Genomic DNA, 25,694 nt, shown 5'->3' with positions numbered 1-25,694 from the left:
CTTCGTCGTGGGCAGAGGTGACGTGACGTCACACCACGCGCGCGATCAGCTCCTGGAGGTACAGCCCGCGTGCCGCGTCCGGGGCGGTCGTGACGCCGGTGCGCACCGCCGTCGCGAACTCCCGGCGCAGCACCGGCCAGCACTCCTCGTGGTCGATCTCCGCCGTGTCGTACACCAACGGCTCCCCGGCGCCGAACAGTTCGACGCGGGTGACCGCCCGGGGCACGTTCACCGCGCCGGACAGTGACGCCTGGCTGACCGCGCCGTTCTCGTGCTCGCAGGTCAGCTCCAGCCAGGTGCGGGAGTCGCCGGTGCCGCGGATCGCCTTGACCGGCCCGACCGCCGCGTCCAGCAGGTCCAGCAGATGCGGGCCCAGGTCCAGCAGCGCGCCCTGCTCCAGCCGCCAGCCCGTCGCGAACTCCCCGGCCAGGAAGGCGCCGTGGAGATAGCAGGAGCGGGCGCCCGACACCTCGGCGTCCCGCGCGGCGGCGAGGAACGCCCGGGTCACCGGGTGGTACCGCTTGGTCAGCACGAGCTGCGAGACCACGCCCGCCTCTGCCACCGCGTCCGCGACGCGCCGGGCCGCGTCCAGGCCGGGCCCGAGCGGTTTCTCCAGCAGCAGCGCCTTGCCGCGCCTCGCGGCCAGGGGCGCCAGCTCGGCCTGCACGGCGGGCGGCACGGCGAACGCCACCGCCTCGCACCGGTCGAGCAACTCCTCGAAGGAGCCGGCCACGTCGGCCCCGTACGGGGCTGCCGTCGCGTGCGCCGCCTCGGCGCGGCGGGCCCAGACGGCGGTGAGCCGGGTCTCGGGCCCGGCCGCGAGGATCCGGGCGTGCATGGCACGGGCCCAGGGGCCCGCGCCGACCAGGCCGACCTCGACGGGCCGGCGGGTCCAGGGGGAGGGTGTCACGGTCGTCCTGACTGCGGGGAGAGGATCCCGGCGAGACGGGCGTCCGCCCGCTCGGGGGAGTACAGGTGGTCGACGACCGTGGTCGCGGCCCCTATCAGGCCGGCGTGGTCGCCGAGGCGGGAGGTGACGATCTGGAGGTTGGCCGTGGTGCGGGGCATGGCCCGCTGGTAGAGCAGTTCGCGCACACCGGTCATGAACGGCACCCCTGACAGGTCCCCGGCGAGCATCAGCACCCCGGGGTTGAGCAGGGTGACGACGGTGACGAGCACCTCGCCCACCCGGCGGCCCGCCTCCCGGGCGAGCCGGATCGCGTCCGGATGCCCCTCGGCCAGCAGCCGCCTGACGTCCGAGCCCGAGGCGGCGTTGCCGGCCGCCCCGGACAGCTCCTTGGCCAGGGCCCGGCCGCTGGCCACGGCCGCCAGACAGCCGTACGAGCCGCACATGCACAGCGCGTCGGCGCGGTCGTGCACCCGGATGTGCCCGATGTCGCCGGCGCCGCCGTCGATGCCCCGGTAGACGTGGCCGTCGACGACCACGCCGGCGCCGATGCCGGTGGAGACCTTCACCAGCACGAACGCGCAGCAGTCCCGGTGGTTGGCCTGCTGCTCGGCCAGCGCCATCAGGTTGGCGTCGTTGTCCACCAGGACGGGCACCGGGCCGCCCTCCAGGCTCGCGCCCACGTGCCGCGCGTACGCGTCCTGGAGGCGCTCGCGGATGGGGTAGCGGTCCCAGCCGGGCATGATGGGCGGCTCGACGACCCGGCCGACCTCCCAGTCGACCGGGCCGGGCACCGACAGGCCGACCCCGCAGACCCGGGATGCGTCGGCGCCCGCCGCGGCGATCAGGTCGGGGAACCACCGGGTGACATGGTCCAGGACGTGGTCCGGTCCCTCGGTGATGTCCAGCGGCCCGGTGTGCTCGGCGAGGATCGTGCCGGTCAGGTCGAGGACCGCCGCCCGGGCGTGCCGTGTCTCCAGATCCACGGCGAGGACCGAGGCGTGCGCGGAATCGAAGACGATCCGCTCCGAGGGGCGGCCCCCGGTGGAGGCGCCCGTGGTGTGCCGCAGCCAGCCGGCCCGGTTGAGCAGGTCGAGCCGCTGTCCCACGGTGGACCGGGACAGTCCGGTGGCGCGTTGCAGGGCGGCCCGGGTGTTGGCGCGTCCGCTGCGGATCAGGTCCAGCAGTCCGCCCGCGCTGACCGGCTGCGGCGTCGTCACACGTTCCCCCATGGCGTCAGCTCTTGTCGGCGCCGCTGGTGAGGCCTTCGGTGAGCAGCCGTTCGGCGGCGAAGAACAGGAATACCACGGGGATGGTCAGCACCACCGAACCGGCCATCAGAACCGTCTTGGGCACCTCCACGCCGTTGGAGAGCTGCGCGAGACCCAGCGACACCGTCCACTTGTCGGGGTCGGCGGCCAGGAACAGCAGGGCGAAGAGGAACTCGTTCCAGGCGATCATGAAGACGTACAGGCCGGTCGCCATCAGCGAGGGCAGCGCGAGCGGCAGGATCACCTTGCGCACGGTCTGCAGCCTGCTGCACCCGTCCAGCGCCGCCGCCTCCTCGATCGAGTACGGGATGGTGACCAGGTAGTTCTTCAGCATGTAGACCGACACCGGCACCGTCTGCGCCACGTAGACCACGGCGAGGCCCACCAGGCTGGAGGACAGACCCATCCTGGCGAAGATCACGAACAGCGGGACGGCGAGCAGCGTCGCGGGGAACAGGTAGACGGCCAGGAACAGGGCGCTGACCTGCCGGTGCCCGAAGAACTTCAGCCGGCTCACCGCATAGGCGCCGGGCACCGCGGCGGCGAGGGTCAGCAGCACCGTACCCAGCGACACCAGCGCCGAGTTGAGCAGGAAGCGGACGAAGCCCTGCCCGCCGGCGTCGGTGGAGCGCATGACGTCCTGGTACGTGGCGACCGTGAAGTCCTTCGCCGGCAGCCACAGCGACCCGGGGTCCAGCAGCAGCGCGTCGATGGGCTTCAGGGACAGCAGGAGCATGTAGTAGAAGGGCAGCAGGGTGATCGCCGCGAGGAACGCGATCACCAGCCACTTCAGGACGCCGAGGACGCGGTCCTCGACCTGGGCCCGGGACAGGGCGGTCTTGCCGGTCACGCTTCCTCCTGGACCTTGTTGCCGAAGAACTTGAAGTAGAAGCCCAGCAGGATCATCAGCGAGGCGGCCAGCACGAGGGCCTGGGCCGCTGCGGCGCCGACGTCGTAGCGGGCGGTGAGGAAGTCGTAGACCCGGACGGCCGCGACGTCGGTGCCGGCGCCGCCGCCGGTCAGCAGGTAGACGTCGTCGAACTTGTTGAAGGTCATGATGAACCGCAGCACGCACAGCAGCGCGATCACCGGCATCAGCTGGGGGAGCAGGATGTGCCGGAAGCGCTGCAGCGGCGTCGCCCCGTCCACGGTCGCGGCCTCCTCCAGCACGGAGGGCACGGCCTGGAGCCGGGCGAGGATGAACAGGAACGCGAAGGGGAAGTACCGCCAGCACTCGAACGCGATGACGGTGAGCAGCGCGAGCGGGATGTCGAAGTGCGCCCCGAGGAAGCTGACCTCGTACGCGCGGGTGGAGAGGAAGGCGATGGGGTCGTCCCAGCCGAACAGGCGGCGGCCCCAGTCGTTGACGATGCCGTACTGGGGGCTGAGCGCGACCTCCCACACGAAGGCGACGGCCACCACGGGCGCCACGTACGGCAGCAGCATCGCGGCCCGCAGCAGGCCGCGCCCGCGGAACGGCCTGCGCAGCGCGAGCGCGGCGACCAGCCCGAGCAGCACGGAGCCGGCGGTGCTGCCCGCGGTGTAGATCAGGGTGGTCTTCAGGCTCGACCAGAAACCGGCCGAGGCGAACACGTCGGAGAAGTTGTCCAGAGACCAGTTGCCGAACAGGCCCATGCCCTGGATGTCGACGAGCTTGGCGTCCTGGAAGGCCAGCAGCACCGTCCAGGCGATGGGCAGGACGACCACCACCAGGACGACCAGGAACGTGGGGGAGACGAAGGCCAGGCCCGCGCGGTTGGCGCGGCTGCGCGCGGTCGCGGGCCGGCGGCCCGGCCGGCCGGGGCCTCCCGTGGGCCGGGGCGGCGGGGTCCGGCGCTTCTGCGCGCCGGCGGGGGCTGTTGTCATGGAAGGACCTTTGTGGCGTGCGGGCGGGCGGCTGCTACTGGAGGGACTGCTGCAGTTCGGAGATCTCTTCGTCGGCCTCGCGTGCCGTCTCCTCGGGCGAGGACTGGCCGCTGGTCATCGCGCCCACGGCCTTGGGAACGGGCAGTTCGCCGTTGGTCGCGCCGACCAGGGCGCCGTCGCCCTGGGTGATGCCCCAGCGACGGAGGTCGGTGATGCCCTCGGCGAGCTGGTCGAGCAGTGCGGGCGGGTAGACCTCGTCGAACGGCTTCTTGGTGTCCACGCCGATCTCGCTGTTGCGCCAGGCGTCGAGATAGCGGTCGGGGTCCTCCTGCGTGCCGCGCCGGACCGGGATCTTGCCCTCGGGAGCCATGCCGAACCACGATTCGTAGCCGTCGCTCGTCATGTACTGGATGAACTCGCGGGAGGCGGCCGTCTCGGCGGTCTTCGTCGTCACCCAGGAGGTGATCTCGCCGAACTGCGCGGGCTCGGCGGCGTCCGGGCCCCGCATGGCGGTGACGATGCCGCTGTGGTCGGCCAGGTAGCGCGGGTCCTGGCGGCACTCGGCGCAGCTGGGCAGCGCGTCCTTGCGCAGGCCGGCCAGCTCGTCCAGCAGGAACGACGACCAGACGATCATCGAGGACCGCCCCGAGAAGTAGGTGGCGCGGGTGGAGTCCACGGTCTGCGTGCCGGGGGCGCCGTACTCCCTGGCCAGCTTGTCGTAGGTGCGGAACGCGGTCTGGCACTGCGGTGAGTCGAGGGCCACCTCGTGCGCGTCGTCGACGAGCTGGCAGTCGTTGGCGAGGGCGATGCTCTCGAAGCTCTGCGAGGTGAAGACGTCGCCGGGGTCGGTGGCGGCCGAGACGCCGTCGTGGCCCTTGGTGGTGAGGGCCTCCGCGGCGGTCAGCGCCCGCTCGTAGGTGTCGGGCGCGGCCAGCTTCCGCCTGTCGAAGTCGTCCTGACGGTAGACCAGCAGCTGGAGCCAGGAGTCGGAGGGGACGCTGAGGCTGGTCGCGCCGTCGGAGGTCAGCTCGAGGGCGTTGGCGTTGAAGGTGTCGCGCCCGTGCCCGTCGATGACCTGCTCCGGGATCTCGGTGTTCAGCAGGCCGTTGCTGTACATCTGCCAGACCTGACCCATCGGCACGGCGCCGATGACGTCCGGCAGTTCGCCCGCCGCGGCCGCGGACATGATCAGCTGGGGCAGCTGGCCCTCGTCGACCGTGACGAGCTGGACGTCGATCCCGGTCTTCTTCTCGAACCCGGCGACGGTCTTCCGTGTCGCCGCGGCCCGGTCCGGGAGGTTCTCCAGGGACCACACCTTGATCTCGCGGTCCGGGGCGCCGGGCCCGGTGCCGCCGGTGGAACAGCCGGCCAGCAACCCGCTTCCCAGGGCTGCCGCGACGCCGACCGCGGTCATCCGCGACCGCAGGGTCCTCAAGCGCATTGCACGTCCTTGTGTCGACTTACGTCTGCTGACAGCGCATCTCAGCATCACTTCTGCTTGTTGACAAGACATAAGTAAGAGCTATCGTCGACGCAACCCACCCACCGCACCCTCCGGAGAGCCATCCGTGGAACGCGTCGTCCAGTTCACCGGCCCCCGTCATGTGGAGATCGCCGAGCACGAGAGAGAACCCCTGCCGCCGGGTCATCTGAGGGTGCGCACCCGCTACTCGGGTATCTCCGCGGGCACCGAACTCACCGCGTACCGCGGCACGAACCCGTATCTGACCCGCACCTGGGACCCGGAGGCGCGCCTCTTCCACGAGGGCGCGGCCGGCATCGAGTACCCGGTGGCCGGCTGGGGCTACTCCGAGGTCGGCGAGGTCGTCGAGGTCTCCCCGGAGTTGGACGGCACTCCTGGACTTCCCGTCACAGGCGACCTTATATGGGGCATATGGGGACATCGAAGCGAAGGAATCGTCCCCGCCGAACGTGTCATCGGTCACACTCTCCCGGACGGGCTCGACCCGCTGGCCGGCGCCTTCGCCCGGGTCGGCGCCATCGCCTACAACGCGGTCCTGGCCGGCGACGTCCACCTCGGCGAGGACGTGACCGTCTTCGGGCAGGGCGTCATCGGCCTGCTGACCACCCGCCTGGCCCAGCTGAGCGGCGCCCGCGTCACCGCCGTCGACGCCCTCGACGGCCGCCTCGGCACCGCCCGCCGCTACGGCGCCCACACCACGCTGAACGCCCGCACCGATCAGGTCGCCGAACGCGTCCGCGACGCCACCGGCGGACGCGGCGCCGACCTCGCCATCGAGATCAGCGGCGCCTACCCCGCCCTCCACGAGGCCCTGCGCTCCGTCGCCGTCGGCGGACGCGTCGTCGCCTCCGGCTTCTACCAGGGCGACGGGATCGGCCTCCGGCTCGGCGACGAGTTCCACCACAACCGCGTCCAGCTCGTCTGCTCCCAGATCGGCGGCGTCCCGCCCCAGCTCTCCGGGCGCTGGAGCGTCGACCGACTCCAGCGCACCTTCCTGCGGCTGGTCGCCGAGGGCCAGGTCGACGTCACCTCCCTGGTCAGCCACGTCGTCCCGGCCGCCGACGCGGCGGACGCCTACGTCCTGCTGGACGAGCGGCCCGCCGAGGCCCTTCAGGTCGTCCTGGAATTCTGAGAGCCCGAAAGGCCCCCACATGCTCAAGACCGCCGTACAGGAGCAACTCCTGCCCGGAGACACCCTCCAGGCCAAATGGGAGTTCGCACAGCAGGCCGGATACGACGCGATCGAACTCCGCGGCAAGGGCGACCTGCACTTCGCCTCCCGCCTCGACGAGCTGAAGCAGGCCCGCAAGGACGGCGTCGTCATGCCGACCGTGTGCGTCGACATGCTCCACTTCCTCGGCGCGTTCGACGAGGACCTGCGCCGCGACGCCCTCGTCCAGATGAAGTCCCAGCTCACCGTCATCGCCGAGATCGGCGGAACCGGCGCCCAGACCCCCGCCTCCTACGGCATGTTCTCCCGCCGCCTGCCGCCCTTCGAACCGCCGCGCAGCGAGGCCGAGGACCGCGAGATCCTCCTCGCCGGTCTGACCGAACTCGGCGAGCACGCGCGCCGGGAAGGTGTCACGCTCTTCCTCGAACCGCTCAACCGCTACGAGGACCACATGGTCAACCGCCTCGACCAGGCCGCCGACCTGATCCGCGCCACCGGCCTGGACTCGATACGGATCGGCATCGACAGCTACCACATGAACATCGAGGAGTCCGACCCCGCCGCCGCGATCCTCGCCCACGCCGGCCTCATCGGCCACGCGCAGGTCTCCGACTCCAACCGCTTCCAGCCCGGCGCCGGCCACCTCGACTGGCGCGCCTGGCTCACCGCCCTGCACGCCATCGGCTACGACGGGCACCTCGCCCTGGAATGCCGGCTCACCGGCGACCCCGAGGAGGCCGTCCGCTCCGTCCCCGCCTTCCTGAAGAGGTCCGGCGCGTGAAGACCACCCTCCTCGACCGGCAGACCCCCCTCGACCGGCCCGCGCCCGCCGCGCCCGCAGACCACCTGACACTGCGGCGCGGCGCGGCGCGGGTCCTCCTCGGCAACTGGACCGGCGCCTCCACCGTCCCCTCCCGCACCCTCTACCCCCACCAGTGGAGCTGGGACTCGGCGTTCATCGCCATCGGCCTGCGCCACCTCTCCGTGCGCCGCGCCCAGCAGGAACTGGAGTCCCTGCTGGCCGGCCAGTGGGCCGACGGACGCCTCCCGCACATCGTCTTCAACCCCGACGTCCCGTACGGGGCCTACTTCCCGAGCCCCGACTTCTGGCAGTCCTCCCGCGCGGGCCACGCAGCGGGCGCCCCCGCCGCGCCCGAGACCTCCGGCATCGTGCAGCCACCCGTGCACGCCCTCGCCGCCTGGCTGGTGCACTGCGCCGACCCCGCCGAGTCCGCCCGGCGCGGCTTCCTGGCGCGCGTGCTGCCCCGCCTCACCGCCTGGCACGACTACCTCCTGACCCATCGTGACCTCGGCGGCGGGGGACTGGCGGCGGTAGTCCACCCGTGGGAACCCGGCATGGACAACAGCCCCGCCTGGGACCGTGCCCTCGCCCGCGTCGAACCGGCCGCCGACACCTTCCGCCGCGCCGACCTCGACCACGGCGACCCCGCCGACCGTCCCACCGACCTGGACTACGGCCGCTACGTGCGGCTCGCGTCCGCCTACCGCGCGGCCGGTTACGACGACCGGGCCACCGACCACCGGTTCGCCCTGGAGGACCCGGGCTTCAACGCCCTGCTCGTCACCGGCGAACTCGCCCTGGCCCGCATGGCGGACCACCTCGGACAGGACGGCGCCCGCCACGCCGGACGCGCCGCCGAGCTGACCCGCCGGCTCGTGGACCGCCTCTGGGACGACGACGCCGGGATCTTCCGCGCCCGCGACCTCGTCGAGGACACCCTCGTCGACCACACCGGCATCGCCGGACTCCTCCCGCTCGTCGTGCCCGGTCTGCCCGCCGACGTCGTCGGCGCCCTGACGGACACTCTGGACGGCCCGCACTTCCGCGCCCCCGCCACCGGGCTCGTCCCCAGCAACGACCTGACCGGGCCGACCTTCGACGCCACGCGCTACTGGCGCGGCCCCGCCTGGTTCAACACCGCCTGGCTCGTCGAACGGGGGCTGCGCACGCACGGCCGGGACGCGCGTGCCCGGAGCCTGCGCGAGGCGCTGGTCGCGGAGGCCGGACGCACCGGCTTCGCCGAGTACGTCGACCCGCTGACCGGCGAGGGCCGCGGCGCCCGCCAGTTCTCCTGGACGGCCGCCCTGGCCCTGGACCTGCTCCACACGGGTCACGAGCCGGACCTGCCGCCGGCCGACCACGCCCCGGACGCGGCGCTCACCGGGCCCGGCCTGCCGCTCACCGACCAGGAGGAGCTTTCCCGATGACCGAGACCACCGGGCGCGTGCAGCTCGTGTGCGACGGCACGCTCGCCCGACTGGGCCCGGCCGGCGACATCGACGGCGTGGGCGGCACCGCGCCGGACGGACTGTTCGCCCACGACGCGCGCCACCTCAGCCGCTGGCAGCTCCGCGTCGCCGGGTCCGCGCCGGTCACGCTCCGGCCCGCCGAGGAGGACCCGGCCGGCGCCTCGTCCGTCAGCGTCCTCACACCTCCCGGCACCCGTGAGGCGCCTCCCGCCTACACGGTGTTCCGCGACCAGAGCGTGACCGGCGGGATCCTCACCGAGCGCCTGGCCTTCGTCAGCAACCTCCCCGAGCCGGTCACCGCCGAGCTGGAGCTCACCGCGGACGCGGACTTCGCCGACCTCTTCGAACTCCGCGCCGACGGACGGACGTACGAACGGCCGGGCGCCGAGCACAGCGCCCGGCCGGTGCAGGGGGGCGTGCGGTTCGACTACCGCAGGGACGACTGGCACTCCCGTACGGTCGTGGAGTGCGCCCCCGCCCCCGACTTCGTGCGCGAGACGCCGGACGGCGGCACCGCCCGCACCCTGCGCTGGCGGCTCGCCCTGGAGCCGCACGGCCGGGCCGAGCTGCGCCTGATCGTGCACGCCCGCCCGCACGCCCCCGTACCGCCCGTCCCCCGCAAGCCGGCCCGGGCCCGGCAGGCCCCGGGGCCCGGCGCGTCCGACCTGGACCGCGCCTTCGACCAGGGCATGACCGATCTCGACCTGCTGACCGTCCACGCCGCCGGCGTCGACGGCGAGGACCTCGCGGTCCCCGCGGCCGGCAGCCCCTGGTTCCTCACCCTGTTCGGCCGGGACTCCCTCCTCACCTCGCACTTCCTGCTGCCCTACGCGCCGGGGACCGCGGCGGCCACGCTCAGCGCCCTCGCCGCCACCCAGGGGCAGACCTATGACGCGTTCCGCGGCGAGCAGCCCGGCCGCATCGTCCACGAGGTCCGCAGGGGCGAACTCGCCCACTTCCGGCAGATCCCCTACGGGCGCTACTACGGCACCGTCGACGCCACGCCCCTGTTCCTGGTCCTGCTGCACGCCCACCACGAGACCACCGGCGACCGCACGCTCGCTGTGCGCCTGGAGCAGCACGCGCGCCGCGCCGTCGACTGGATGCTCACCGACGGGGGACTGCGGGAGCGCGGCTACCTCGTCTACACCCCGGACCCGGGCGGCCTGCTCAACCAGAACTGGAAGGACTCCCCGGGCTCCGTCTGCTTCGCCGACGGCACCGTCGCCGAGGGCCCCCTCGCCGTCTCCGAGGTGCAGGGCTACGCCTACGACGCGTTGCTGCGCACCGCCCGGCTGGCCAGGGACGTCTGGGACGACGAGGACTACGCCCGCCGCCTGGACGACCTCGCGGCCGGACTGCGCGAGCGCTTCCTGCGGGACTTCTGGATGCCGGAGGCGGGCTTCCCCGCGCTGGCCCTGGACGGCGCCGGCCGGCAGGCCGACGCCCTGGGCTCGGACGCGGGCCATCTGCTGTGGTCGGGCATCCTCGACGAGGAGCGGGCCCGCGCCACCGGGCGGCGGCTGCTGGAGCCGGACTTCTTCTCCGGCTGGGCCGTGCGGACCCTCGCGAGCGGGCAGGCGCCCTACCACCCGCTGTCGTACCACTGCGGCAGCGTCTGGCCGCACGACAACGCCCTGATCGCCCTGGGTCTCGCCCGGTACGGCCTCGGCGACGAGGTGCGCGCCCTCGCCGACGGACTCGCCGCGGCCGCTGCCCGCTGCGGCTACCGACTGCCCGAGGTGTTCGCCGGCTACGGCCGCGCGGACGCCCCCGCCCCGGTGCCGTACCCGCACTCCTGCTCGCCGCAGGCGTGGGCGGCGGCCACCCCGGCAGCCCTGCGCACGGCGCTCGGCCAGGTGTAGCGGAAGGGGCCCCTCCTACCGGGAGGGGCCCCTTCCGGCGGAGGCGTCAGCCGAACTGGCCGGGCTGGTAGTCGCCCGCGGGCTGCTGGTTGATGACGTTGATCCGGTTGTAGGCGTTGATGATCGCTATCAGCGAGATCAGCGCGGCGAGCTGGTCCTCGTCGTAGTGCTTCGCGGCGTCGGCCCACGCCTCGTCGCTGACCCCGCCGGCCGCGTCCGCGATGCGGGTGCCCTGCTCGGCCAGTTCGAGCGCGGCGCGCTCCGCCTCCGTGAAGACGGTGGCCTCGCGCCAGGTGGCGACCAGGTTGAGACGCAGCTGGGTCTCGCCCGCGGCGGCGGCGTCCTTGGTGTGCATGTCGGTGCAGAAGCCGCAGCCGTTGATCTGGCTGGCGCGGATCTTCACCAGCTCCTGGGTGGCGTGCGGCAGACCGGCGTCCCCCGCCGCCTTGCCCGCCGAGTTGATGTGCCGCAGCACCTTGCCGGCGACGGGGTTGGCGAAGAAGTCGATACGCGCGTTCATGTGTTCTCCAAGGTCGGTCCGTGGTGACGGTGTCGCTTCACTGACGGAACGGCCCCGCGATGTGTGACAGCCCTCGGTGTGTGACCTACGTCTCATCGTCCCGTGGCGTCGTACGACGCGGCGTCCGGCGGGCACCGGACCTCCCGATAACCTTTCCGGGTGGACGGGGAGCGGGGGTGCCGGGTGGGCGAGCGTCGGGAACGCGACTGGACGGCGATGACGCCCGGGGACTTCGACAGCGAGGCCCCGCTCTGCCTCAACGTGGGCACCGGCCCCGTCGTCGTCCCCGCAGAGCCGGACGAGTACGGCACCGCGCCGCTCTTCGGTGACGAGGTCCCGGAGCGCCGTCCCGCCCCGCGCCGCACCCCGCGCCGGACCACCGCCCCCGACGGGCGGCAGGGGCAGCTCTTCTGACCCCGGACCACCCTCGACGTGCTTCGGCGAGAAATCGATGTGCCTTGAAACCGGTGTGAGGGGTACGCGGCGGGAGCGGTCGGATCACCGGGAGGGAAGGTGCGCGGAGACCCGGACGGCGTGACGCGGGGGCCGGGGGCCCGAGGTCACTCCATCGGCCGGCGTCTCCTGCGAGGGACAACGAGCCATGAGACGTTGACGGGGGTCGACGTTCCCTTCACCTTGCGTCCCGAGGTCACCCGCAGTCGGCAAGTGAAGCAGCACGGCCACTTGGTCGTGGCCGGTCCGAAGCGGAGGAGCATTCATCCATGAGCGAGGCCAATCCCGTCCGTCGTGCCGCCAAGAAGGTCGCCGAGTCCCTCCAGGGCGGCACGTCGGCCCCGGCGGACGGCATCCCCGGCCGTCCCGCCCCCGAACCGCCCACGGTGGAGCGGCCGGTGGAACCCCGTGAGCCGCTGCCGCCCAAGCCCGACCAGAGCGGGCCGGCCACCGTCTCGCCCACCGGTTCCCCCACGGGCGCCGACCAGGCGCGCATGGCCCAGTCCGGCAGCCACCTGACGAACGCCCAGGGCACCCGGCTGTACGACACCGACCACTCGCTCAAGGCGGGCCCGCGCGGCCCGGTCCTGCTCCAGGACCACCATCTGCGCGAGAAGATCATGCACTTCGACCACGAGCGCATCCCGGAGCGCGTGGTCCACGCCCGCGGCGCGGGCGCGCACGGCGTCTTCCAGAGCTACGGCACGGCCGCCTCGGTGACCAAGGCCGGGTTCCTCGCCCCCGACGTCGAGACGCCGGTCTTCGTGCGCTTCTCCACCGTCGTCGGCTCTCGCGGCTCCGCCGACACCGTGCGCGACACCCGGGGCTTCGCGACGAAGTTCTACACCAGCGAGGGCGTCTTCGACCTGGTCGGCAACAACATCCCGGTCTTCTTCATCCAGGACGCCATCAAGTTCCCCGACGTCGTGCACGCCGCCAAGCCGCACCCCGACAGGGAGATCCCGCAGGCCCAGAGCGCCCACGACACCTTCTGGGACTTCGTCTCACTGCACACCGAGGCCACCCACCACACCATCTTCTTCATGGGCGACCGCGGCATCCCGCGCTCGTACCGGATGATGGAGGGTTTCGGCGTCCACACCTTCCGCCTCGTCAACGCGGAGGGCAGGACCACCCTGGTGAAGTTCCACTGGAAGCCCAAGCTGGGCGTGCACTCCCTGCTGTGGGACGAGGCGCAGCTCATCAACGGCAACGACCCCGACTTCCACCGCCGGGACCTCGCCGACGCCATCGAGGCGGGCGCGTACCCGCAGTGGGAACTGGGCATCCAGACCTTCCCCGACACCCCCGACCAGACCTTCGAGGGAATCGACCTGCTGGACCCGACGAACATCGTGCCGGAGGAGCTGGCGCCGGTGCAGCCGGTCGGGCTGATGACGCTCAACCGCAACCCGTCGAACTTCTTCGCGGAGACCGAGCAGGTCGCCTTCCACGTCGGCCACCTCGTGCCCGGTATCGACGTCACCGACGACCCGCTGCTCGCCGGCCGGCTGTTCTCCTACCTCGACACGCAGATCACCCGGCTCGGCGGTCCCAACTTCCCGCAGCTGCCCATCAACCGGCCGCACGCGCCGGTCAACGACATGCTGCGCGACGGCATGCACCAGACGGCCGTGCACCGGGGTGTCGCGCCCTACCAGCCCAACTCCCTCGACGGCGGCTGCCCGTTCACCGCGGGCGCCGACATGGGCGCCTACGTCGAGACGCCGGTGACCGTCCCCGAGGGACGGAAGGTGCGCGAGGCGCCGGAGTCGTTCTCCGACCACTTCAGCCAGCCCCGCCGCTTCTGGCTCTCCATGAGCCCGGTGGAGCGCGAGCACATCATCGGCGCGTACATCTTCGAGCTGGGCAAGTGCTACGAGGAGGCCATCCGCGTGCGGACCCTCCAGGTGCTGGCCAACATCGACCCCGAGCTGTGCTCCCGGGTGGCCGACGGTCTCGGGCTGCCCGCGCCGGAGCCGACGGTGCCGCTCGCCGACGTCGAGCCGAGCCCGGCGCTGTCCCAGATCGGCGGGACGTGGCCGGTCGACGGACGCGTCATCGGCATCCTCACCGGTCCCGACGGGGACCTGGAGGGCGTGCACGCGGTGCGGGACGCCGTGCTGGAGGCCGGCATGATCCCGCTGGTCGTCGCGCCAACGGGCGGCACGGTCGGTACGGGCGACCACGCCCTGACGGCCCAGCGCAGCCACGTCACGGCGCGGTCGATCGAGTTCGACGCGGTGCTGGTCGCCGGGCCGCCGGCCGCGGGTCCGGACGCGCCGGGGGCGACGGACGGCAAGGGTGCGCCGGGGGCTCCGCCGGCCGCGCCGGACCCGCGGGTCGTGCAGCTGCTCCAGGAGGCGTTCCGGCACGGGAAGGCGATCGGGGCGTGGGCGGGGGGTGAGGCCGCTCTGGAATCGGCGGGCGTTCCCGTCGACGCGCCGGGTGTCGTGGTGACGGGCTCCGGCCCGTCGGCCCTGGACCAGGTCCGCACGCTGCTGGCCTCCCACCGGGTGTGGGAACGGTTCACGCCGGGGGCCTGAGGGGCGCCCGAGGGGCGGGTGCGGGCCCTGTGCGGGCGGGTGCGGGTGCGTCGTGGCTGTTCGCGCGGTTCTCTGCGCCCCTCGGGTGGGCTGCACTCGCCGTGTGTGCACACCGTCAGGGGGCGGGGAACGGCGCGCCAAGCCCCCACCGGGCCCGCACCCGGTATCGGACCGGTGCCACCCCTCAGGGGCGCGGGGAACTGCGCGACCAGCCCTCACCGGCCCGCAGCCGACGACGTCAGGACCCGGCGGTCACAGCCGTACCCTGGAGACGACGGCTACGTCAGCCACCCCCCACCGCGGAAGCCGGCCCCATGCCCCACCAAGAGCCCCTCTTCGGCATCGACGAGATGCCTCACCCGGAGTCGGTCGAACCGACCTCCTCCCGTTTCCGCGACTCCCGCGAAGCGCACCGCGTCCTCGCGGTGAAGGAGATCCACGCCGAACCGGCCGCCGCCGCCTCCCCCCGAGGCCGTCAGATCCTCGCCCGCTTCCCCGAGGCCCGCCTCGTGGAGGTCCCCTCCCACTGGCGCATCCCCGATCTGCACGGCAACGAGGGCAGCGCAGACCGCTGGATGCGCGTCAAGCGGGAGACCCTCGTTCTCGGCGTGAGGAAGAAGCTCACCACCCGCCCCAACGGCCGCTCCGCGGACTGGATCGCCCCCGGTCCCTCCAACGGCTGCGCCCTCTCCTGCGTCTACTGCTACGTCCCCCGCCGCAAGGGCTTCGCCAACCCCATCACCCTCTTCACGAACATCGACGCGCTCGTCGCCCACCTCGGCCGTCACGTCGCCGCGCAGGGCCCCAAGACGGAGCCCAACCAGTGCGACCCCGAGGCGTGGGTGTACGACATCGGGGAGAACGGCGACTGCTCGGTCGACGCCCTGATCTGCGACAACACCGCCGACCTGATCCGCGCCTTCCGCGACTGGCCCACCGCGAAGGCGTCGTTCGCGACCAAGTTCGTCAACCCGGACCTGCTGGAGCTGGACCCCCGCGGCCGGACCCGCATCCGCTTCTCGGTGATGCCGGCCGACGACTCCCGCCTGCTGGATCTGCGCACCAGCCCGGTGGACCGGCGGATCGCCGCCGCCGCGGACTTCCTCGACGCGGGTTACGAGGTGCACCTCAACCTGTCACCTGTCGTGATCCGCCCCGGCTGGCAGGACGCGTGGGACGAACTGCTGCGGCAGATGGACGACGTCCTGCCCGAACGGGTGAAGCGCCAGGCGCTGGCCGAGGTCATCATGCTCACCCACAACGCCGGCCTGCACGAGGTCAACCTCCGCTGGCACCCGCGCGGCGAGGACGTCCTGTGGCAGCCCGAGCTGCAGGAGACGAAGCGGTCGCAGAACGGCGCCCTGAACCTCCGCTACCGCGCGGGCGTCAAACGCCAGGCCCTCGCGGAGCTCCGCGGCCTCATCGAGCGCCGTACCCCGTGGCTGGGCGTGCGCTACGCCTTCTGACCCCCCGCACGCCCGGACGCGCCCCGGCGCCCGCGCGCCCCCGCAGGTCACCCCCCTGTCACGCGAATTAAGGGTAGGCTAACCTTGCCGCGTGATTCCAGGTGAAGACGCGTCCTCGGGTCTGCGAGGGCATGAACTGGCGGCCACCGGCGTGACCGTGGCGTACGACGGCACGGACGTCGTGCACGACGCGGAGCTGACGCTGCGCCCCGGCGAGGTGACCGCCCTCGTCGGCCCCAACGGCAGCGGCAAGTCGACCCTGCTGCGTACCGTCGCCCGGCTCCAGCGCCCCCGACACGCCGTGCTCACGCTCGACGCCGCCACCGACGCGCTCGCGCTCGGCCCCCGGGAGTTCGCCCGCCACGTCGCGCTGCTGCTGCAGAGCAGGCCCACGCCCAGCGGCCTCAGCGTGCGAGACGTCGTGGAGTTCGGCCGCTACCCGCACCGCGGCCGCTGGGGCGGCACCGACCCGGGCGGCCGGGCCGCCGTGGACCGCGCCCTCGCCCTCACCGGCGTCACCGACCTCGCCGACCGCGGCGCCGAGCACCTCTCCGGCGGACAGCTCCAGCGCGTCTGGCTGGCCGGCTGCCTCGCCCAGGAGACCGGCGTGCTGCTCCTCGACGAGCCCACCACCTACCTCGACCTGCGCTACCAGGTCGAACTCCTCGACCTCGTACGCGATCTGGCGGACGACCAGGGCATCGCCGTCGGGGTCGTGCTGCACGACCTCGACCAGGCGGCCGCCGTCGCCGACCGCATCGTGCTCCTGGCGGACGGACGCGTCGTCGCCGAGGGAGCACCCGAGGACGTCCTCACCCCCGAGCGGCTGACCGGCGTCTACGGCATCCGCATCGAGGTCGACACCGACCCCCTCACCGGCCGTCTGCGCACCCGTGCCCTCGGCCGTCACCACACCCGAAGCGAAAGGCTCAGCACCACCTCATGAGACGCCTCCTGCGCACCGCGCCCCTGGCCGCCGCCGCTGCCCTGCTGCTCGCCGCCTGCGGCACCACCGAACCCGCGGCCGACGAAGCGCCCAAGGCGTCGGCCGAGCCCATCACCCTCACCGACGCGTCCGGCGCGAAGGTGGAACTCGACGGCCCCGCCAAGAAGGTCGTCGGCACCGAGTGGAACGTCGTCGAGCACCTCCTCTCGCTCGGAGTGGAGCCCGTCGGCGTGGCCGACGTCAAGGGCTACAAGACCTGGAACAGCGCCGTACCGCTCACCAACGACGCCAAGGACATCGGCACCCGCGGCGAGCCCAGCACGGACACCATCGCGTCGCTGAACCCCGACCTCATCGTCGCCACCACCGACCTCCAGCCCAGCGTCGTCCAGCAGCTGAGGAAGATCGCCCCGGTCCTGGAGGTGAAGTCCGCGGACGCCTCCGACCCGGTCGGGCAGATGCTGGAGAACCTCGACCTCATCGCGAAGGCCACCGGCACCACCGAGCAGGCCACCACCCTGAAGAAGGACTTCGACGCCAAGCTCGCCGAGGGCGCCAAGGCCCTCGAGGAGGCCGGCCTGAAGGGCGCCGGGATCGCCTTCTCCGACGGCTACGTCGTCTCCAACCAGGTCTCCGTGCGCCCCTACACCTCCGGCTCGCTCATCGGCGGCGTCAACGAACGGCTCGGCCTGAAGAACGCCTGGAAGCTCAAGGGCGACGCGGCGTACGGTCTCGCCGCGACCGACGTCGAGGGCCTGACCGCCCTGGGCAAGGTGCAGTTCGCCTACATCGGCAACGAGCAGGACGCCGCCAGCGACCCGTTCGGCAACGAGCTGAAGAACAACTCCGTGTGGAAGTCGCTGCCGTTCGTGAAGTCCGGCGACGTGCACCGCCTGGACGACGGCATCTGGATGTTCGGCGGCACCGGTTCGATGGAGCGTTACGTCGACGCCCTCGTCGCGGCGCTGACGAAGTAGCCGATGGCCGTCACCGCCACCCCTCCCACCGTCCGCCCGGAGACGGTTCCGTCCCGGGCGGGCGCGGCCGCGGTGACGACCGCGCTCGTGCTCCTGGTCGCCGCCCTCGCCGTCGTCGACATCACCCAGGGCACGGCCGCGGTCGGCCCGGCCGAGGTCCTCAAGGCCCTCACCGGCCGGGCAGACCCGGGCGACGCGTCCGTCGTCATCGCCTCGCGGCTGCCCCGGACGGCGGCGGGGCTGCTCGTGGGCGCCGCCCTCGGCGTCGCGGGCCTCGCTCTCCAGGCCGTCAGCCGCAACGTCCTGGCGTCCCCCGACACCCTCGCCGTCAACGCGGGCTCCTACTTCGCCCTCGGCGTCGTCGCCGTCACCGGCCTGTCGCTGCCGCTGATCGCCTCCTCGGCCATCGCCTTCGCGGGCGGTCTGGGGGCGGCGGCCGTCGTCCTCGGCCTGTCCGGACTCGGCGCGGGCACCGTACGGCTCGTGCTGGCCGGCACAGCGCTCGCGCTCGGTCTGACGGCCGTCACCGAAGGGCTGCTCCTGCTGTTCCCGGAGGAGACCGAGGGCCTCTACCAGTGGAACCAGGGCAGCATCGGCCAGAACGGCTTCGACGGCGTGCTGCAGATGCTGCCGGTCGTCGTCATCGGGCTCGCCGGACTGTTCCTCGTCGCGCGGCGGGTGGACGCCCTCGCGCTCGGCGACGACACCGCGCGCGGCCTCGGCGTGCCGGTGCGGGCCACCCGCGTCACGGCCGTCGTGCTGGCGACGCTGCTGTCCGCCGCGGCCGTCACCCTCGCGGGACCGATCGGCTTCGTCGGCCTGTGCGCCCCGGCGCTCGCCCGCCCACTCGCCCGCTGGGTCCGCGGCGTACGGCGGCTGCGCGTCGGCGCCCCCGTCACCGGTCTCGTCGGCGCCGCGCTGGTGCTCGGCGCGGACGTGCTGCTGCGCGCGCTGATCGACGCCGACACCGCCGTCGCGGTGCCCACCGGCGTGGTCACCAGCTTCGTGGGGGCGGCGTTCCTGGTGGTGATGGCGGCCCGGCTGCGCGACACCGGCGGCGCCGCCGCACCCGACCGGCTCAGCATCCGCAGCCGCACGGTCTTCCTCGTCACGCTCGTGACGCTGGTGTTCGCCCTGGCCGGCGTCGCCGTCGCGGGGCTGCTGCTCGGCGACCACAAGCTGCTGCTGGGCGACGTGGCCAACTGGGCGCAGGGCAACGCGGGCCGGACCGTCTCCTTCGTCCTGGACACCCGCACCCCGCGGGTGCTCGCCGCGCTCCTCGCCGGCGCCGCCCTCGCACTGGCCGGCACGCTCGTCCAGGCCGTGACCCGCAACCCGCTCGCGGAACCCGCCGTCCTCGGCGTCTCCGGCGGCGGGGCGCTCGGCGCGGTGATCCTCGTGACCACCGTCCCGATGGCCGGGGGCTGGAGCGTGTCCGCGGCGGCCTTCGCCGGGTCCGCGCTCACCGCGGTCCTGGTGTTCGGTCTCGCGGCGCGCGGAGGCTTCCAGCAGAACCGGCTGGTGCTCGTCGGCATCGGCGTTGCGTCCGGGACGACCGCCGTGATCAGCCTGCTGATCGTGCTCACCGACCCGTTCAACGCCACGAAGGCGCTCACCTGGCTGTCGGGCTCCACCTACGGCCGTGAGCTGCCCGACGTGCTGCCCCTCGCGGCGGTGCTCGCGGCCGGCGTGGCGGTGGCGGGCGTACGGCACCGGGAGCTCGACCTGGTCTCCCTGGACGAGGACACGCCGAGGCTCCTGGGCCTGGACCTCGCGCGGGGCCGGCTCGGCTTCCTCGTGCTGAGCGTGCTGCTCACGGCGACCGCCGTGGCCGCGGCGGGCACCATCGGCTTCGTCGGCCTGGTGGCCCCGCACGCCGCGCGCGCCCTGGTCGGCCGCCGGCACACCCGGGTGCTGCCGGTCGCGGTGCTGCTGGGAGCCGTGCTCGTGTGCACGGCGGACCTGCTGGGCCGCACCGTCATCGCCCCGGCGCAGCTGGGCGCCGGCCTGATGACGGCGGTGATCGGCACGCCGTACTTCCTCTACGTGCTGGTGCGCGCCCGGCGTTGACGGACGCGGGAGGTCACCGCGGGCCTCGCGGCGGGGAGTTGTCGCCCCGGCCGCGAGGCCCGCGGTGTCTCGCGGTGTCCGTCGGCGGGCGTGCGGTCGGCCGAAGGCCTTGACGGCTTGGTGGTACGTCCACGCGGTGCTGTTGCAGGCGGTCTTGGCGGCGCCGCCGTAGCCGTTGCACACGCGCTTGAAGGTTCGTAGCGAGGCCGTACGGATGAACGGCCCGGTAGGTCACCCACCGGGCCGTTCATCACAACGAAACGAGGATCAGCCCGTCACCTCCGTGATCCTCCACCGTTGGTTGGCGCCGGAGTTGGGCGGCCAGGTGGTCACCGCCGCGCCCTCGTGCGTGGCCTGACCGCCGACCTCCAGGAGCCGTCCGGTGGCCGCGTTGACCAGCGTCCAGGTGCCGTCGCCGGTCGTGGAGGCGATCCACTGCGCGGCAGGGTCCGGCCGGCCGGCGCGGGGCTCGGCCACAGGCACGTCGCGCCGTACGGTCAGCCGCCGGTCGCCGACTGTGAACTCGTACCGCTGACGCGTCCCGTCGTCCGGGCGGACGGCACCGAGCCGCCACCGCTGGACGGCCGAGCCGTCGCCGCCGGCGATGACGAGGTCCGTGCCGTTGCCCGCCAGGGTGAGCGCCTTGCCGCTCTGCACGCCGGTCAGCGTGTAGGTGCGGCCCTTGCGCAGCAGCGGGGCGTCGGCGGCGACCCCGGAGACGCCGTCGACCACGAAGGTCGTCACCGACCGCGCGGGCACGGTGAAGGTGGCCGACCCGCCGGTGACCGGGACGGCCCGGTGCCGCACCAGCTTGCCGTCGGCGCTGGTCACCACGGGGACGACGGTCGCCTTGGGAGCGATCCGGCGGAACTTGGAGAGATCCACCGTCACCTCACGCGCCGTCGCGGTGTCGTTGACGTGGACGACCGAGGCGCCCTGGCCGTCCCGTGTCACCGCCGCCGCGCTGGAGGTGTCGTCCACCTTGATCAGCCGGTCGCCGGGCCGGATGAAGTGGGTGAAGTTGCGCGCGGTGTCGAACTTCGTGTTCGTACGGACGGGACACGTCTCCAGGGTGTCCTCCGCGGTGCAGCTGAACGGGATCTGGATCTCGCCCCAGTTGCCGCCCTTGGCGGACTCGCCGCCCGGCTTCATGTTGTCGTGGTCCTCGACGGGCTGCCAGAACGCCCATGCGCGGGGCTCCAGTTCGCGCAGATCGTCGACAATGCGCGTGGCGAGGCCGAGTCCGGGACGCATGTCGGTGAAGCTCTGCCCGTCACCCCAGTCGCCCTCGACCTCGCTCATCCACAGCCTCTTGTTCTCGGCCTTGGCGATGTCGCGGACGGTGGTGCGCTGCCCGGTGCCGTAGGTGTGGACGTTCAACTGATCGACCAGCGACCGCGCTTCGGGGCCGTAGACGGACCAGTTGCGGGCGAAGGTCGACGGGTTGGTCTCGTCCATGGCCGAGATCCGCGCCTCGGTGCCCGCCTCGCGCAGCGCCGGGGCGAGCGCGCGGATCACCTTCTCCTGGAGCTCGGGGCCGATGTGGGCGCCTTCCTGGCGGCCGCCGATTGGTTCGCCGTCGGGGCCGAGACGGGTGCTCCAGTAGTCGGTGTTCGGCTCGTTGAAGGGGTCCACGGTGGCGACCCGGATGCCGTGCGCCTTCTCCAGCCGCCGGGTCACGCCCGCCACGTAGGCGGCGAAGTCGTCCACCGACTCGTTCTTCAGCTGGTCCCGCGTCGCGTCGAAGCCGCCGGAGACGTAGCCGCTGACCGTCATGAACCAGGGCGGGGAGTTGCTGAAGGTCTCCCAGTGGGTGATGTCGTTCTTGATCCGGTCGACCCACCAGCGCTGGGTGGCGTCGGCCCGGTCGTTCCAGTCGGCGGGGTCGTCCGGGTCCCACCAGCCGGTGTCCTCGCGGGTGGTGCCGGCGGGAGCCTTCCACCAGCCCTCAACGGCCCCGCCGGGCCGCAGGTAGTCCTTCACGTCGGGGGCGTTGCCGCCGCCGATGTTGTAGCGGGCGATGTTCAGGGCCAGTCCGTCGTCGCCGAAGACGAGCCGCGCCAGCTTCTCGCGGATCTGCGGCGGGTAGTCGCCGGTCGCGTTGGCGAACCAGACGAGGCTGGTGCCCCAGCCCTCGAACGGCTGCTGCCGGTAGGAGGGGTCGGGCCGTACGGTGACGGACGGCAGACCGGCGTCCTGGGCGGCGGACGTGGGTCCGGGGACCAGCGCGGCCCCCGTGACCAGGGCCGCGGTCAGTCCGGTGGCCGTGAGAAGCCGTCTGTTGCGGGTGCGTGCCATCGGTGTGCTCCCAACAGTGGGGTGTCCGGGTCGCGCTCTGGTGGTATGCCCGGCCGTGTTCACGGCCGGGAGGGAACGGCCCCCGGAACGGCGCGTGCCGTTCCGGGGGAGGTGCGGCAGTCGCCGGTCAGCAGGCGGGCTGCCGCAGGACGGCGACGGCGCGCGGGCCGAGGGCGAGGGAGCCGTCGGCGCCGGTGTCGCCGAGCAGCACTTCGCCGTCGACCCCCGGCACCGGGACGGTGTCGTCGGTCCGGTTCACCAGGAACAGGAACCGTCCCCCGGGGCCGCGGCGCACCACCGGCTCCACCGATCCCCGTGCCTCGGCGGGCAGTTCGCTTTCCACGCCGGCCGGTTCCAGCAGACGCGGCAGCAGCGCCACCAGCCCGTCCACGCCGAGCCGCGTGGAGACGTAGGCGGCGGTGCCCCGGCCCGAGGGGCGCCGGGTGACGGCGGGCCGGCCCGCCTGCTCGCCGGTGCGGTAGCGGACGAGGACGTCCGTGTCGTCGGCGGTCACCGTGATCCGGTCGGTCCACAGGGTGCCGGTGGTGGCGTCGTCCAGCTCCACGCTGTCGCCCGCGAGCAACGGCGCGAACTCCTCGACGCGGATGCCCAGCAGGTCCCGCAGGGCGCCCGGGTAGCCGCCGAGCCACACGTGGTCGTGCTCGTCGACGACGCCCGAGAAGTAGGTCGTGATCAGGTGGCCGCCCTGCTCGGTGTACCGGGTGAGGGCCTTCGCCAGGTCGGCGGGCACCATGTGCAGCACGGGCGCGATCAGCACCTGGTGGCGCTGGAGGTCCGAGCGGGTGGTGACGAGGTCGGCGCGGATGCCGAGGCGGAGCAGCGCCGAGTACCAGTCGAGAGCCTCCTGCCGGTACCGCAGCAGGGCCGTGGGGTGCGAGTCCTGCTCGCTCGCCCACCAGGAGTCCCAGTCGTACACGATGCCGACCTTCGCGGGCTCCCGCTCGCTGCCGGCCACCGGGGCCAGCGTCTTCAGCGTGGCGCCGAGCTCGGCGACCGCGCGGAACAGCTCGCTGTCCGCGCCGGCGTGCGGCACCATCGCCGAGTGGTACTTCTCGGCGCCCGCCGCCGACTGCCGCCACTGGAAGAAGCAGACCGCGTCCGCGCCGTGCGCCACGTGCAGCAGGGAGTCGCGGGCCAGCTCGCCGGGGCGCTTGGCCACGTTCACAGGCTGCCAGTTGACGGCGCTGGTGGAGTGCTCCATCAGGAACCACGGGCGGCCGCCGGAGATGCCGCTGGTGAGGTTCGCGGAGAAGGACAGCTCGTCACGGTCCTGCGGGCCGGGGTGCACGTAGTGGTCGTTGGAGACGAAGTCGATCTCCTCCGCCCAGTCCGCGTAGTCCATGCCCTTGGTGTTGCCCATCACCATGAAGTTGGTGGTGACCGGCACGTCCGGGGTGATCTCGCGCAGGAGGTCCCGCTCGGCGCGCAGATGGTCCTTGAGCGCGTCCGACGAGAAGCGCTTGAAGTCCAGCTGCTGTGTCGGGTTGGGGTGCGAGGCGGCGAGCCGCGGCGGCAGGATCTGCTCCCACGCGGAGTAGCGCTGCGACCAGAACGCGGTGCCCCAGGCGTCGTTGAGCGCGTCCAGCGTGCGGTACCGCGCGCGCAGCCACTCCCGGAAGGCACGGGCCGCGTCGTCGGAGTAGTCGTACACGTTGTGACAGCCCAGCTCGTTGTTGACGTGCCAGGCGACGAGCGCCGGATGGTCCTTGTAGCGCTCGGCGAGCGTGCGGACCAGGCGCAGCGCGTGCTCGCGGAAGACGGGGGAGGTGGGCCGCCAGTGCTGGCGGGCGCCCGGCCACAGCGTCTCGCCGGTCGCGGTGACCGGCAGCACCTCCGGGTGGGCGGCGGTCAGCCACGGCGGCGGTGAGGCGGTCGCGGTCGCCAGGTCGACGCCGACGCCGCCCTCGTGCAGCAGGTCGAGCACGTCGTCCAGCCAGCCGAAGTCCCAGGTGTCCGCCGTGGGCTGGAGCCGGGCCCAGGAGAAGATCCCGACGGACACGACGTTGACGCCGGCCTCCCGCATCAGCCGGACGTCCTCCTCCCACACGGAGCGGGGCCACTGCTCCGGGTTGTAGTCGGCGCCGAAGAGAAGACGGGGGGCGGTGTCACCGTCCGGCCCGCCGCTGCGGGACAGGAGGGTGGAGATCATGGTGGTCCTTCCGGTGGGCGCGTCGGGGGCGGCGCGCGACGTGGTGCGCGCCGCCCCGCGGGGTGGTGCGTGTCGCTACTTCTCGACGGTGAAGCCCTGCTCCTCGCCGTACTTCACCGAGGCGTCCTGCCAGGCCTTCAGCCCGTCCTCCAGCCGGGTGCCGGAGATGTAGGCCTTGCCGACGGTGTCGTTGAAGATCGAGTTGGCGTACGCCTGGAAGGGCAGGTACGACCAGTCGTCGGCGACGTTAGCGGCGGAGTCGGCGAAGATCTCGTTGGCCTTCTGGCCGCCGAAGTACGGGAACTCCTTGCCCAGGAACTCGGGCGACTTCAGCTCCGCCCGGGTGGCGGGGAAGGCGCCCTCGGAGACGCGGGAGGCGACGCCCTCACCGGAGTTGGCGTACTCCACGAAGGCGTAGGCCAGTGCCTTGTTCTTGGCGAGCGCGGGGACGGTCAGCGCGCTGCCGCCGTTCTCCGCGCTGGCCTTGTCGCCCTTGGCCCACGCGGGCAGCGGGGCCACGCGCCACTGGCCGGAGGCGTTCGGCACGCCGGACTCGAAGTTGGCGGGCATCCAGGCGCCGGTGGACAGGGTGGCGATGGTGCCGTCGCCGAGGCCCTTGTACCAGTCGTCGGTCCAGCTGGTGACGGGAGCGAGCAGCTTCTCGTCGATCAGCTTCTGCCAGACGTCCGTGAACTTCTTGGCGTTCGCGTCACCGAAGTCGATCTTCACGTCGGTGCCGTCGACCTTGTAGGGCCGCGAACCGGCCTGCCACAGCAGGCTGGTGGTGAAGCCGGCGTCACCGGTGTCGTTGGCGATGTACGCCTTCGGGTCGGCCTTGTGCAGCTCGCGGGCCGCGTCCAGGTACTCGTCCCAGGTCGTCGGGACGGTGATCTTGTACTTGTCGAAGACCTGCTTGTTGTAGAACAGCGCCATCGGACCGGAGTCCATGGGCAGGCCGTACACCTTGTCGCCCTCGGTGACGGCGTTCCACGGGCCCGGCGTGTACGTGGAGGCCAGCTTGTCCGCGCCGAAGCCCGAGAGGTCGGTCAGGCCCTTGGTGAGGGAGTACTGGCCGATGGAGAAGTACTCGAGCTGGGCGACGTCCGGCACGCCCTTGCCCGCGGATATGGCGTTCGACAGCGCCGTGTAGTGCTTGTCGCCGGAGCGCTCGCTCACCAGGTTGATCTTGACCTTGGGGTGCTTCTTCTGGAAGTCGGCGGCGACCGTCTTCAGCGTGGGCTCCCACGACCAGACGGTGACCGTGCCGCCCTTGTCCAGGGCCGCCTGGATGTCCTCGGCGGAGACCGACTCGGTGCCGGCGCCGTCGTCCGAGCCGCCGCAGGCGGTGGCGCCCAGGGCGAGGGAGGTCACGAGGGCGATGCCGCCCAGCAGGCGGCTGGTCCTTCTGCGCATG

General features: G+C 72.6%; 19 protein-coding genes and 1 pseudogene. 10 read left to right on the top strand and 10 right to left on the bottom strand.

Going from position 1 to position 25,694, the window contains the following annotated elements; genetic code table 11:
• Window positions 1–28: 28 nt before the first annotated feature.
• The 5 genes from ELQ39_RS02330 to ELQ39_RS02310 are packed head-to-tail and all read right to left on the bottom strand — an operon-like array spanning window position 29 to window position 5,485.
• Window positions 29–910, bottom strand: a complete 882-nt coding sequence (locus ELQ39_RS02330) for a Gfo/Idh/MocA family protein (RefSeq protein ID WP_225625703.1) — start codon at window positions 908–910, stop codon at window positions 29–31.
• Window positions 907–2,139 (bottom strand): ROK family transcriptional regulator, encoded by a 1,233-nt coding sequence (locus ELQ39_RS02325; protein WP_225625704.1) that lies wholly within the window; start codon window positions 2,137–2,139, stop codon window positions 907–909. Before ELQ39_RS02325 ends, ELQ39_RS02330 begins: the two co-directional genes overlap by 4 nt.
• Before the next feature lie 4 nt (window positions 2,140–2,143).
• On the bottom strand, window positions 2,144–3,028 hold the full coding sequence (locus tag ELQ39_RS02320; RefSeq protein ID WP_242590815.1) for a carbohydrate ABC transporter permease: 885 nt from the start codon (window positions 3,026–3,028) through the stop codon (window positions 2,144–2,146).
• Entirely contained in the window at window positions 3,025–4,044 is a 1,020-nt protein-coding gene (locus ELQ39_RS02315) for a carbohydrate ABC transporter permease (protein ID WP_242590814.1), read from the bottom strand. The genes ELQ39_RS02320 and ELQ39_RS02315 overlap by 4 nt, the downstream gene beginning before the upstream one ends.
• A 34-nt stretch (window positions 4,045–4,078) precedes the next feature.
• A complete protein-coding gene (locus ELQ39_RS02310) occupies window positions 4,079–5,485 on the bottom strand; it encodes an ABC transporter substrate-binding protein (RefSeq protein ID WP_242590813.1) in 1,407 nt (468 codons plus the stop codon).
• A gap of 127 nt (window positions 5,486–5,612) precedes the next feature.
• On the opposite strand from ELQ39_RS02310, the gene ELQ39_RS02305 reads away from it, so the two are divergent.
• From ELQ39_RS02305 to ELQ39_RS02290, 4 genes are read left to right on the top strand one after another with little or no spacing between them, the layout of a single operon-like run.
• Window positions 5,613–6,659 carry a zinc-dependent alcohol dehydrogenase gene (locus tag ELQ39_RS02305; protein WP_242590812.1) on the top strand — a complete coding sequence of 349 codons (1,047 nt, stop codon included), beginning with the start codon at window positions 5,613–5,615 and terminating at the stop codon, window positions 6,657–6,659.
• Between the two features lie 19 nt (window positions 6,660–6,678).
• On the top strand, window positions 6,679–7,479 hold the full coding sequence (locus tag ELQ39_RS02300) for a sugar phosphate isomerase/epimerase family protein (protein ID WP_190002094.1): 801 nt from the start codon (window positions 6,679–6,681) through the stop codon (window positions 7,477–7,479).
• A complete protein-coding gene (locus ELQ39_RS02295) occupies window positions 7,476–8,927 on the top strand; it encodes an MGH1-like glycoside hydrolase domain-containing protein (RefSeq protein ID WP_242590811.1) in 1,452 nt (483 codons plus the stop codon). The genes ELQ39_RS02300 and ELQ39_RS02295 overlap by 4 nt, the downstream gene beginning before the upstream one ends.
• Window positions 8,924–10,834: an amylo-alpha-1,6-glucosidase gene (locus ELQ39_RS02290; RefSeq protein WP_242590810.1), complete on the top strand. Its 1,911-nt coding sequence runs from the start codon at window positions 8,924–8,926 to the stop codon at window positions 10,832–10,834. Before ELQ39_RS02295 ends, ELQ39_RS02290 begins: the two co-directional genes overlap by 4 nt.
• Window positions 10,835–10,880: 46 nt before the next feature.
• Here the strand turns inward: ELQ39_RS02290 and ELQ39_RS02285 are convergent, their stop codons facing one another.
• Complete coding sequence (locus ELQ39_RS02285) at window positions 10,881–11,354, bottom strand: carboxymuconolactone decarboxylase family protein (protein WP_225625708.1); 474 nt, start codon at window positions 11,352–11,354, stop codon at window positions 10,881–10,883.
• 183 nt (window positions 11,355–11,537) lie between these two features.
• On the opposite strand from ELQ39_RS02285, the gene ELQ39_RS02280 reads away from it, so the two are divergent.
• The 6 genes from ELQ39_RS02280 to ELQ39_RS02255 all read left to right on the top strand — a co-directional run bounded on the left by ELQ39_RS02280 (window position 11,538) and on the right by ELQ39_RS02255 (window position 19,812).
• Window positions 11,538–11,768 (top strand): hypothetical protein, encoded by a 231-nt coding sequence (locus tag ELQ39_RS02280; RefSeq protein ID WP_190002097.1) that lies wholly within the window; start codon window positions 11,538–11,540, stop codon window positions 11,766–11,768.
• Between the two features lie 308 nt (window positions 11,769–12,076).
• Window positions 12,077–14,353 carry a catalase gene (locus ELQ39_RS02275; protein ID WP_242590809.1) on the top strand — a complete coding sequence of 759 codons (2,277 nt, stop codon included), beginning with the start codon at window positions 12,077–12,079 and terminating at the stop codon, window positions 14,351–14,353.
• Window positions 14,354–14,667: 314 nt separating this feature from the next.
• On the top strand, window positions 14,668–15,819 hold the full coding sequence (locus ELQ39_RS02270) for a spore photoproduct lyase family protein (RefSeq protein WP_242590808.1): 1,152 nt from the start codon (window positions 14,668–14,670) through the stop codon (window positions 15,817–15,819).
• Between the two features lie 91 nt (window positions 15,820–15,910).
• Entirely contained in the window at window positions 15,911–16,765 is an 855-nt protein-coding gene (locus ELQ39_RS02265; RefSeq protein WP_225625710.1) for an ABC transporter ATP-binding protein, read from the top strand.
• Entirely contained in the window at window positions 16,762–17,742 is a 981-nt protein-coding gene (locus ELQ39_RS02260) for an ABC transporter substrate-binding protein (protein ID WP_190002101.1), read from the top strand. Before ELQ39_RS02265 ends, ELQ39_RS02260 begins: the two co-directional genes overlap by 4 nt.
• Before the next feature lie 3 nt (window positions 17,743–17,745).
• Window positions 17,746–19,812, top strand: a complete 2,067-nt coding sequence (locus ELQ39_RS02255; RefSeq protein WP_242590807.1) for an iron ABC transporter permease — start codon at window positions 17,746–17,748, stop codon at window positions 19,810–19,812.
• A gap of 99 nt (window positions 19,813–19,911) precedes the next feature.
• Here ELQ39_RS02255 and ELQ39_RS32640 read toward each other — a convergent pair.
• The 4 genes and pseudogenes from ELQ39_RS32640 to ELQ39_RS02235 form a co-directional block, all read right to left on the bottom strand.
• Window positions 19,912–20,004, bottom strand: a pseudogene (locus ELQ39_RS32640) (phospholipase); the annotation flags it as partial.
• A gap of 75 nt (window positions 20,005–20,079) precedes the next feature.
• Window positions 20,080–22,110 carry an RICIN domain-containing protein gene (locus ELQ39_RS02245; RefSeq protein WP_242590806.1) on the bottom strand — a complete coding sequence of 677 codons (2,031 nt, stop codon included), beginning with the start codon at window positions 22,108–22,110 and terminating at the stop codon, window positions 20,080–20,082.
• 127 nt (window positions 22,111–22,237) lie between these two features.
• The gene (locus tag ELQ39_RS02240) at window positions 22,238–24,280 is read right to left on the bottom strand and encodes a beta-galactosidase (RefSeq protein ID WP_242590805.1); all 2,043 of its coding nucleotides are present in this window, start codon (window positions 24,278–24,280) and stop codon (window positions 22,238–22,240) included.
• Between the two features lie 75 nt (window positions 24,281–24,355).
• Window positions 24,356–25,693, bottom strand: a complete 1,338-nt coding sequence (locus ELQ39_RS02235; protein ID WP_242590804.1) for an ABC transporter substrate-binding protein — start codon at window positions 25,691–25,693, stop codon at window positions 24,356–24,358.
• Window position 25,694 lies beyond the last annotated feature (1 nt).

Source organism: Streptomyces sp. GB4-14 (genome assembly GCF_022696125.1).
In the GTDB taxonomy this organism is placed as follows: Bacteria; Actinomycetota; Actinomycetes; order Streptomycetales; family Streptomycetaceae; genus Streptomyces; species Streptomyces werraensis.
Note: the sequence above shows the minus strand (reverse complement) of the source record. Positions and strands in the feature narration are given on the sequence as shown.

What these genes read in the sequence shown, in the direction of transcription:
- ELQ39_RS02300 (WP_190002094.1), top strand. Translation starts at nt 6,679, where the DNA reads ATGCTCAAGACCGCCGTACAGGAGCAACTCCTGCCCGGAGACACCCTC.
- ELQ39_RS02275 (WP_242590809.1), top strand. Translation starts at nt 12,077, where the DNA reads ATGAGCGAGGCCAATCCCGTCCGTCGTGCCGCCAAGAAGGTCGCCGAG.
- ELQ39_RS02325 (WP_225625704.1), bottom strand. Translation starts at nt 2,139, where the DNA reads ATGGGGGAACGTGTGACGACGCCGCAGCCGGTCAGCGCGGGCGGACTG.
- ELQ39_RS02240 (WP_242590805.1), bottom strand. Translation starts at nt 24,280, where the DNA reads ATGATCTCCACCCTCCTGTCCCGCAGCGGCGGGCCGGACGGTGACACC.
- ELQ39_RS02315 (WP_242590814.1), bottom strand. Translation starts at nt 4,044, where the DNA reads ATGACAACAGCCCCCGCCGGCGCGCAGAAGCGCCGGACCCCGCCGCCC.
- ELQ39_RS02260 (WP_190002101.1), top strand. Translation starts at nt 16,762, where the DNA reads ATGAGACGCCTCCTGCGCACCGCGCCCCTGGCCGCCGCCGCTGCCCTG.
- ELQ39_RS02235 (WP_242590804.1), bottom strand. Translation starts at nt 25,693, where the DNA reads ATGCGCAGAAGGACCAGCCGCCTGCTGGGCGGCATCGCCCTCGTGACC.
- ELQ39_RS02245 (WP_242590806.1), bottom strand. Translation starts at nt 22,110, where the DNA reads ATGGCACGCACCCGCAACAGACGGCTTCTCACGGCCACCGGACTGACC.
- ELQ39_RS02285 (WP_225625708.1), bottom strand. Translation starts at nt 11,354, where the DNA reads ATGAACGCGCGTATCGACTTCTTCGCCAACCCCGTCGCCGGCAAGGTG.
- ELQ39_RS02290 (WP_242590810.1), top strand. Translation starts at nt 8,924, where the DNA reads ATGACCGAGACCACCGGGCGCGTGCAGCTCGTGTGCGACGGCACGCTC.
- ELQ39_RS02270 (WP_242590808.1), top strand. Translation starts at nt 14,668, where the DNA reads ATGCCCCACCAAGAGCCCCTCTTCGGCATCGACGAGATGCCTCACCCG.
- ELQ39_RS02310 (WP_242590813.1), bottom strand. Translation starts at nt 5,485, where the DNA reads ATGCGCTTGAGGACCCTGCGGTCGCGGATGACCGCGGTCGGCGTCGCG.
- ELQ39_RS02255 (WP_242590807.1), top strand. Translation starts at nt 17,746, where the DNA reads ATGGCCGTCACCGCCACCCCTCCCACCGTCCGCCCGGAGACGGTTCCG.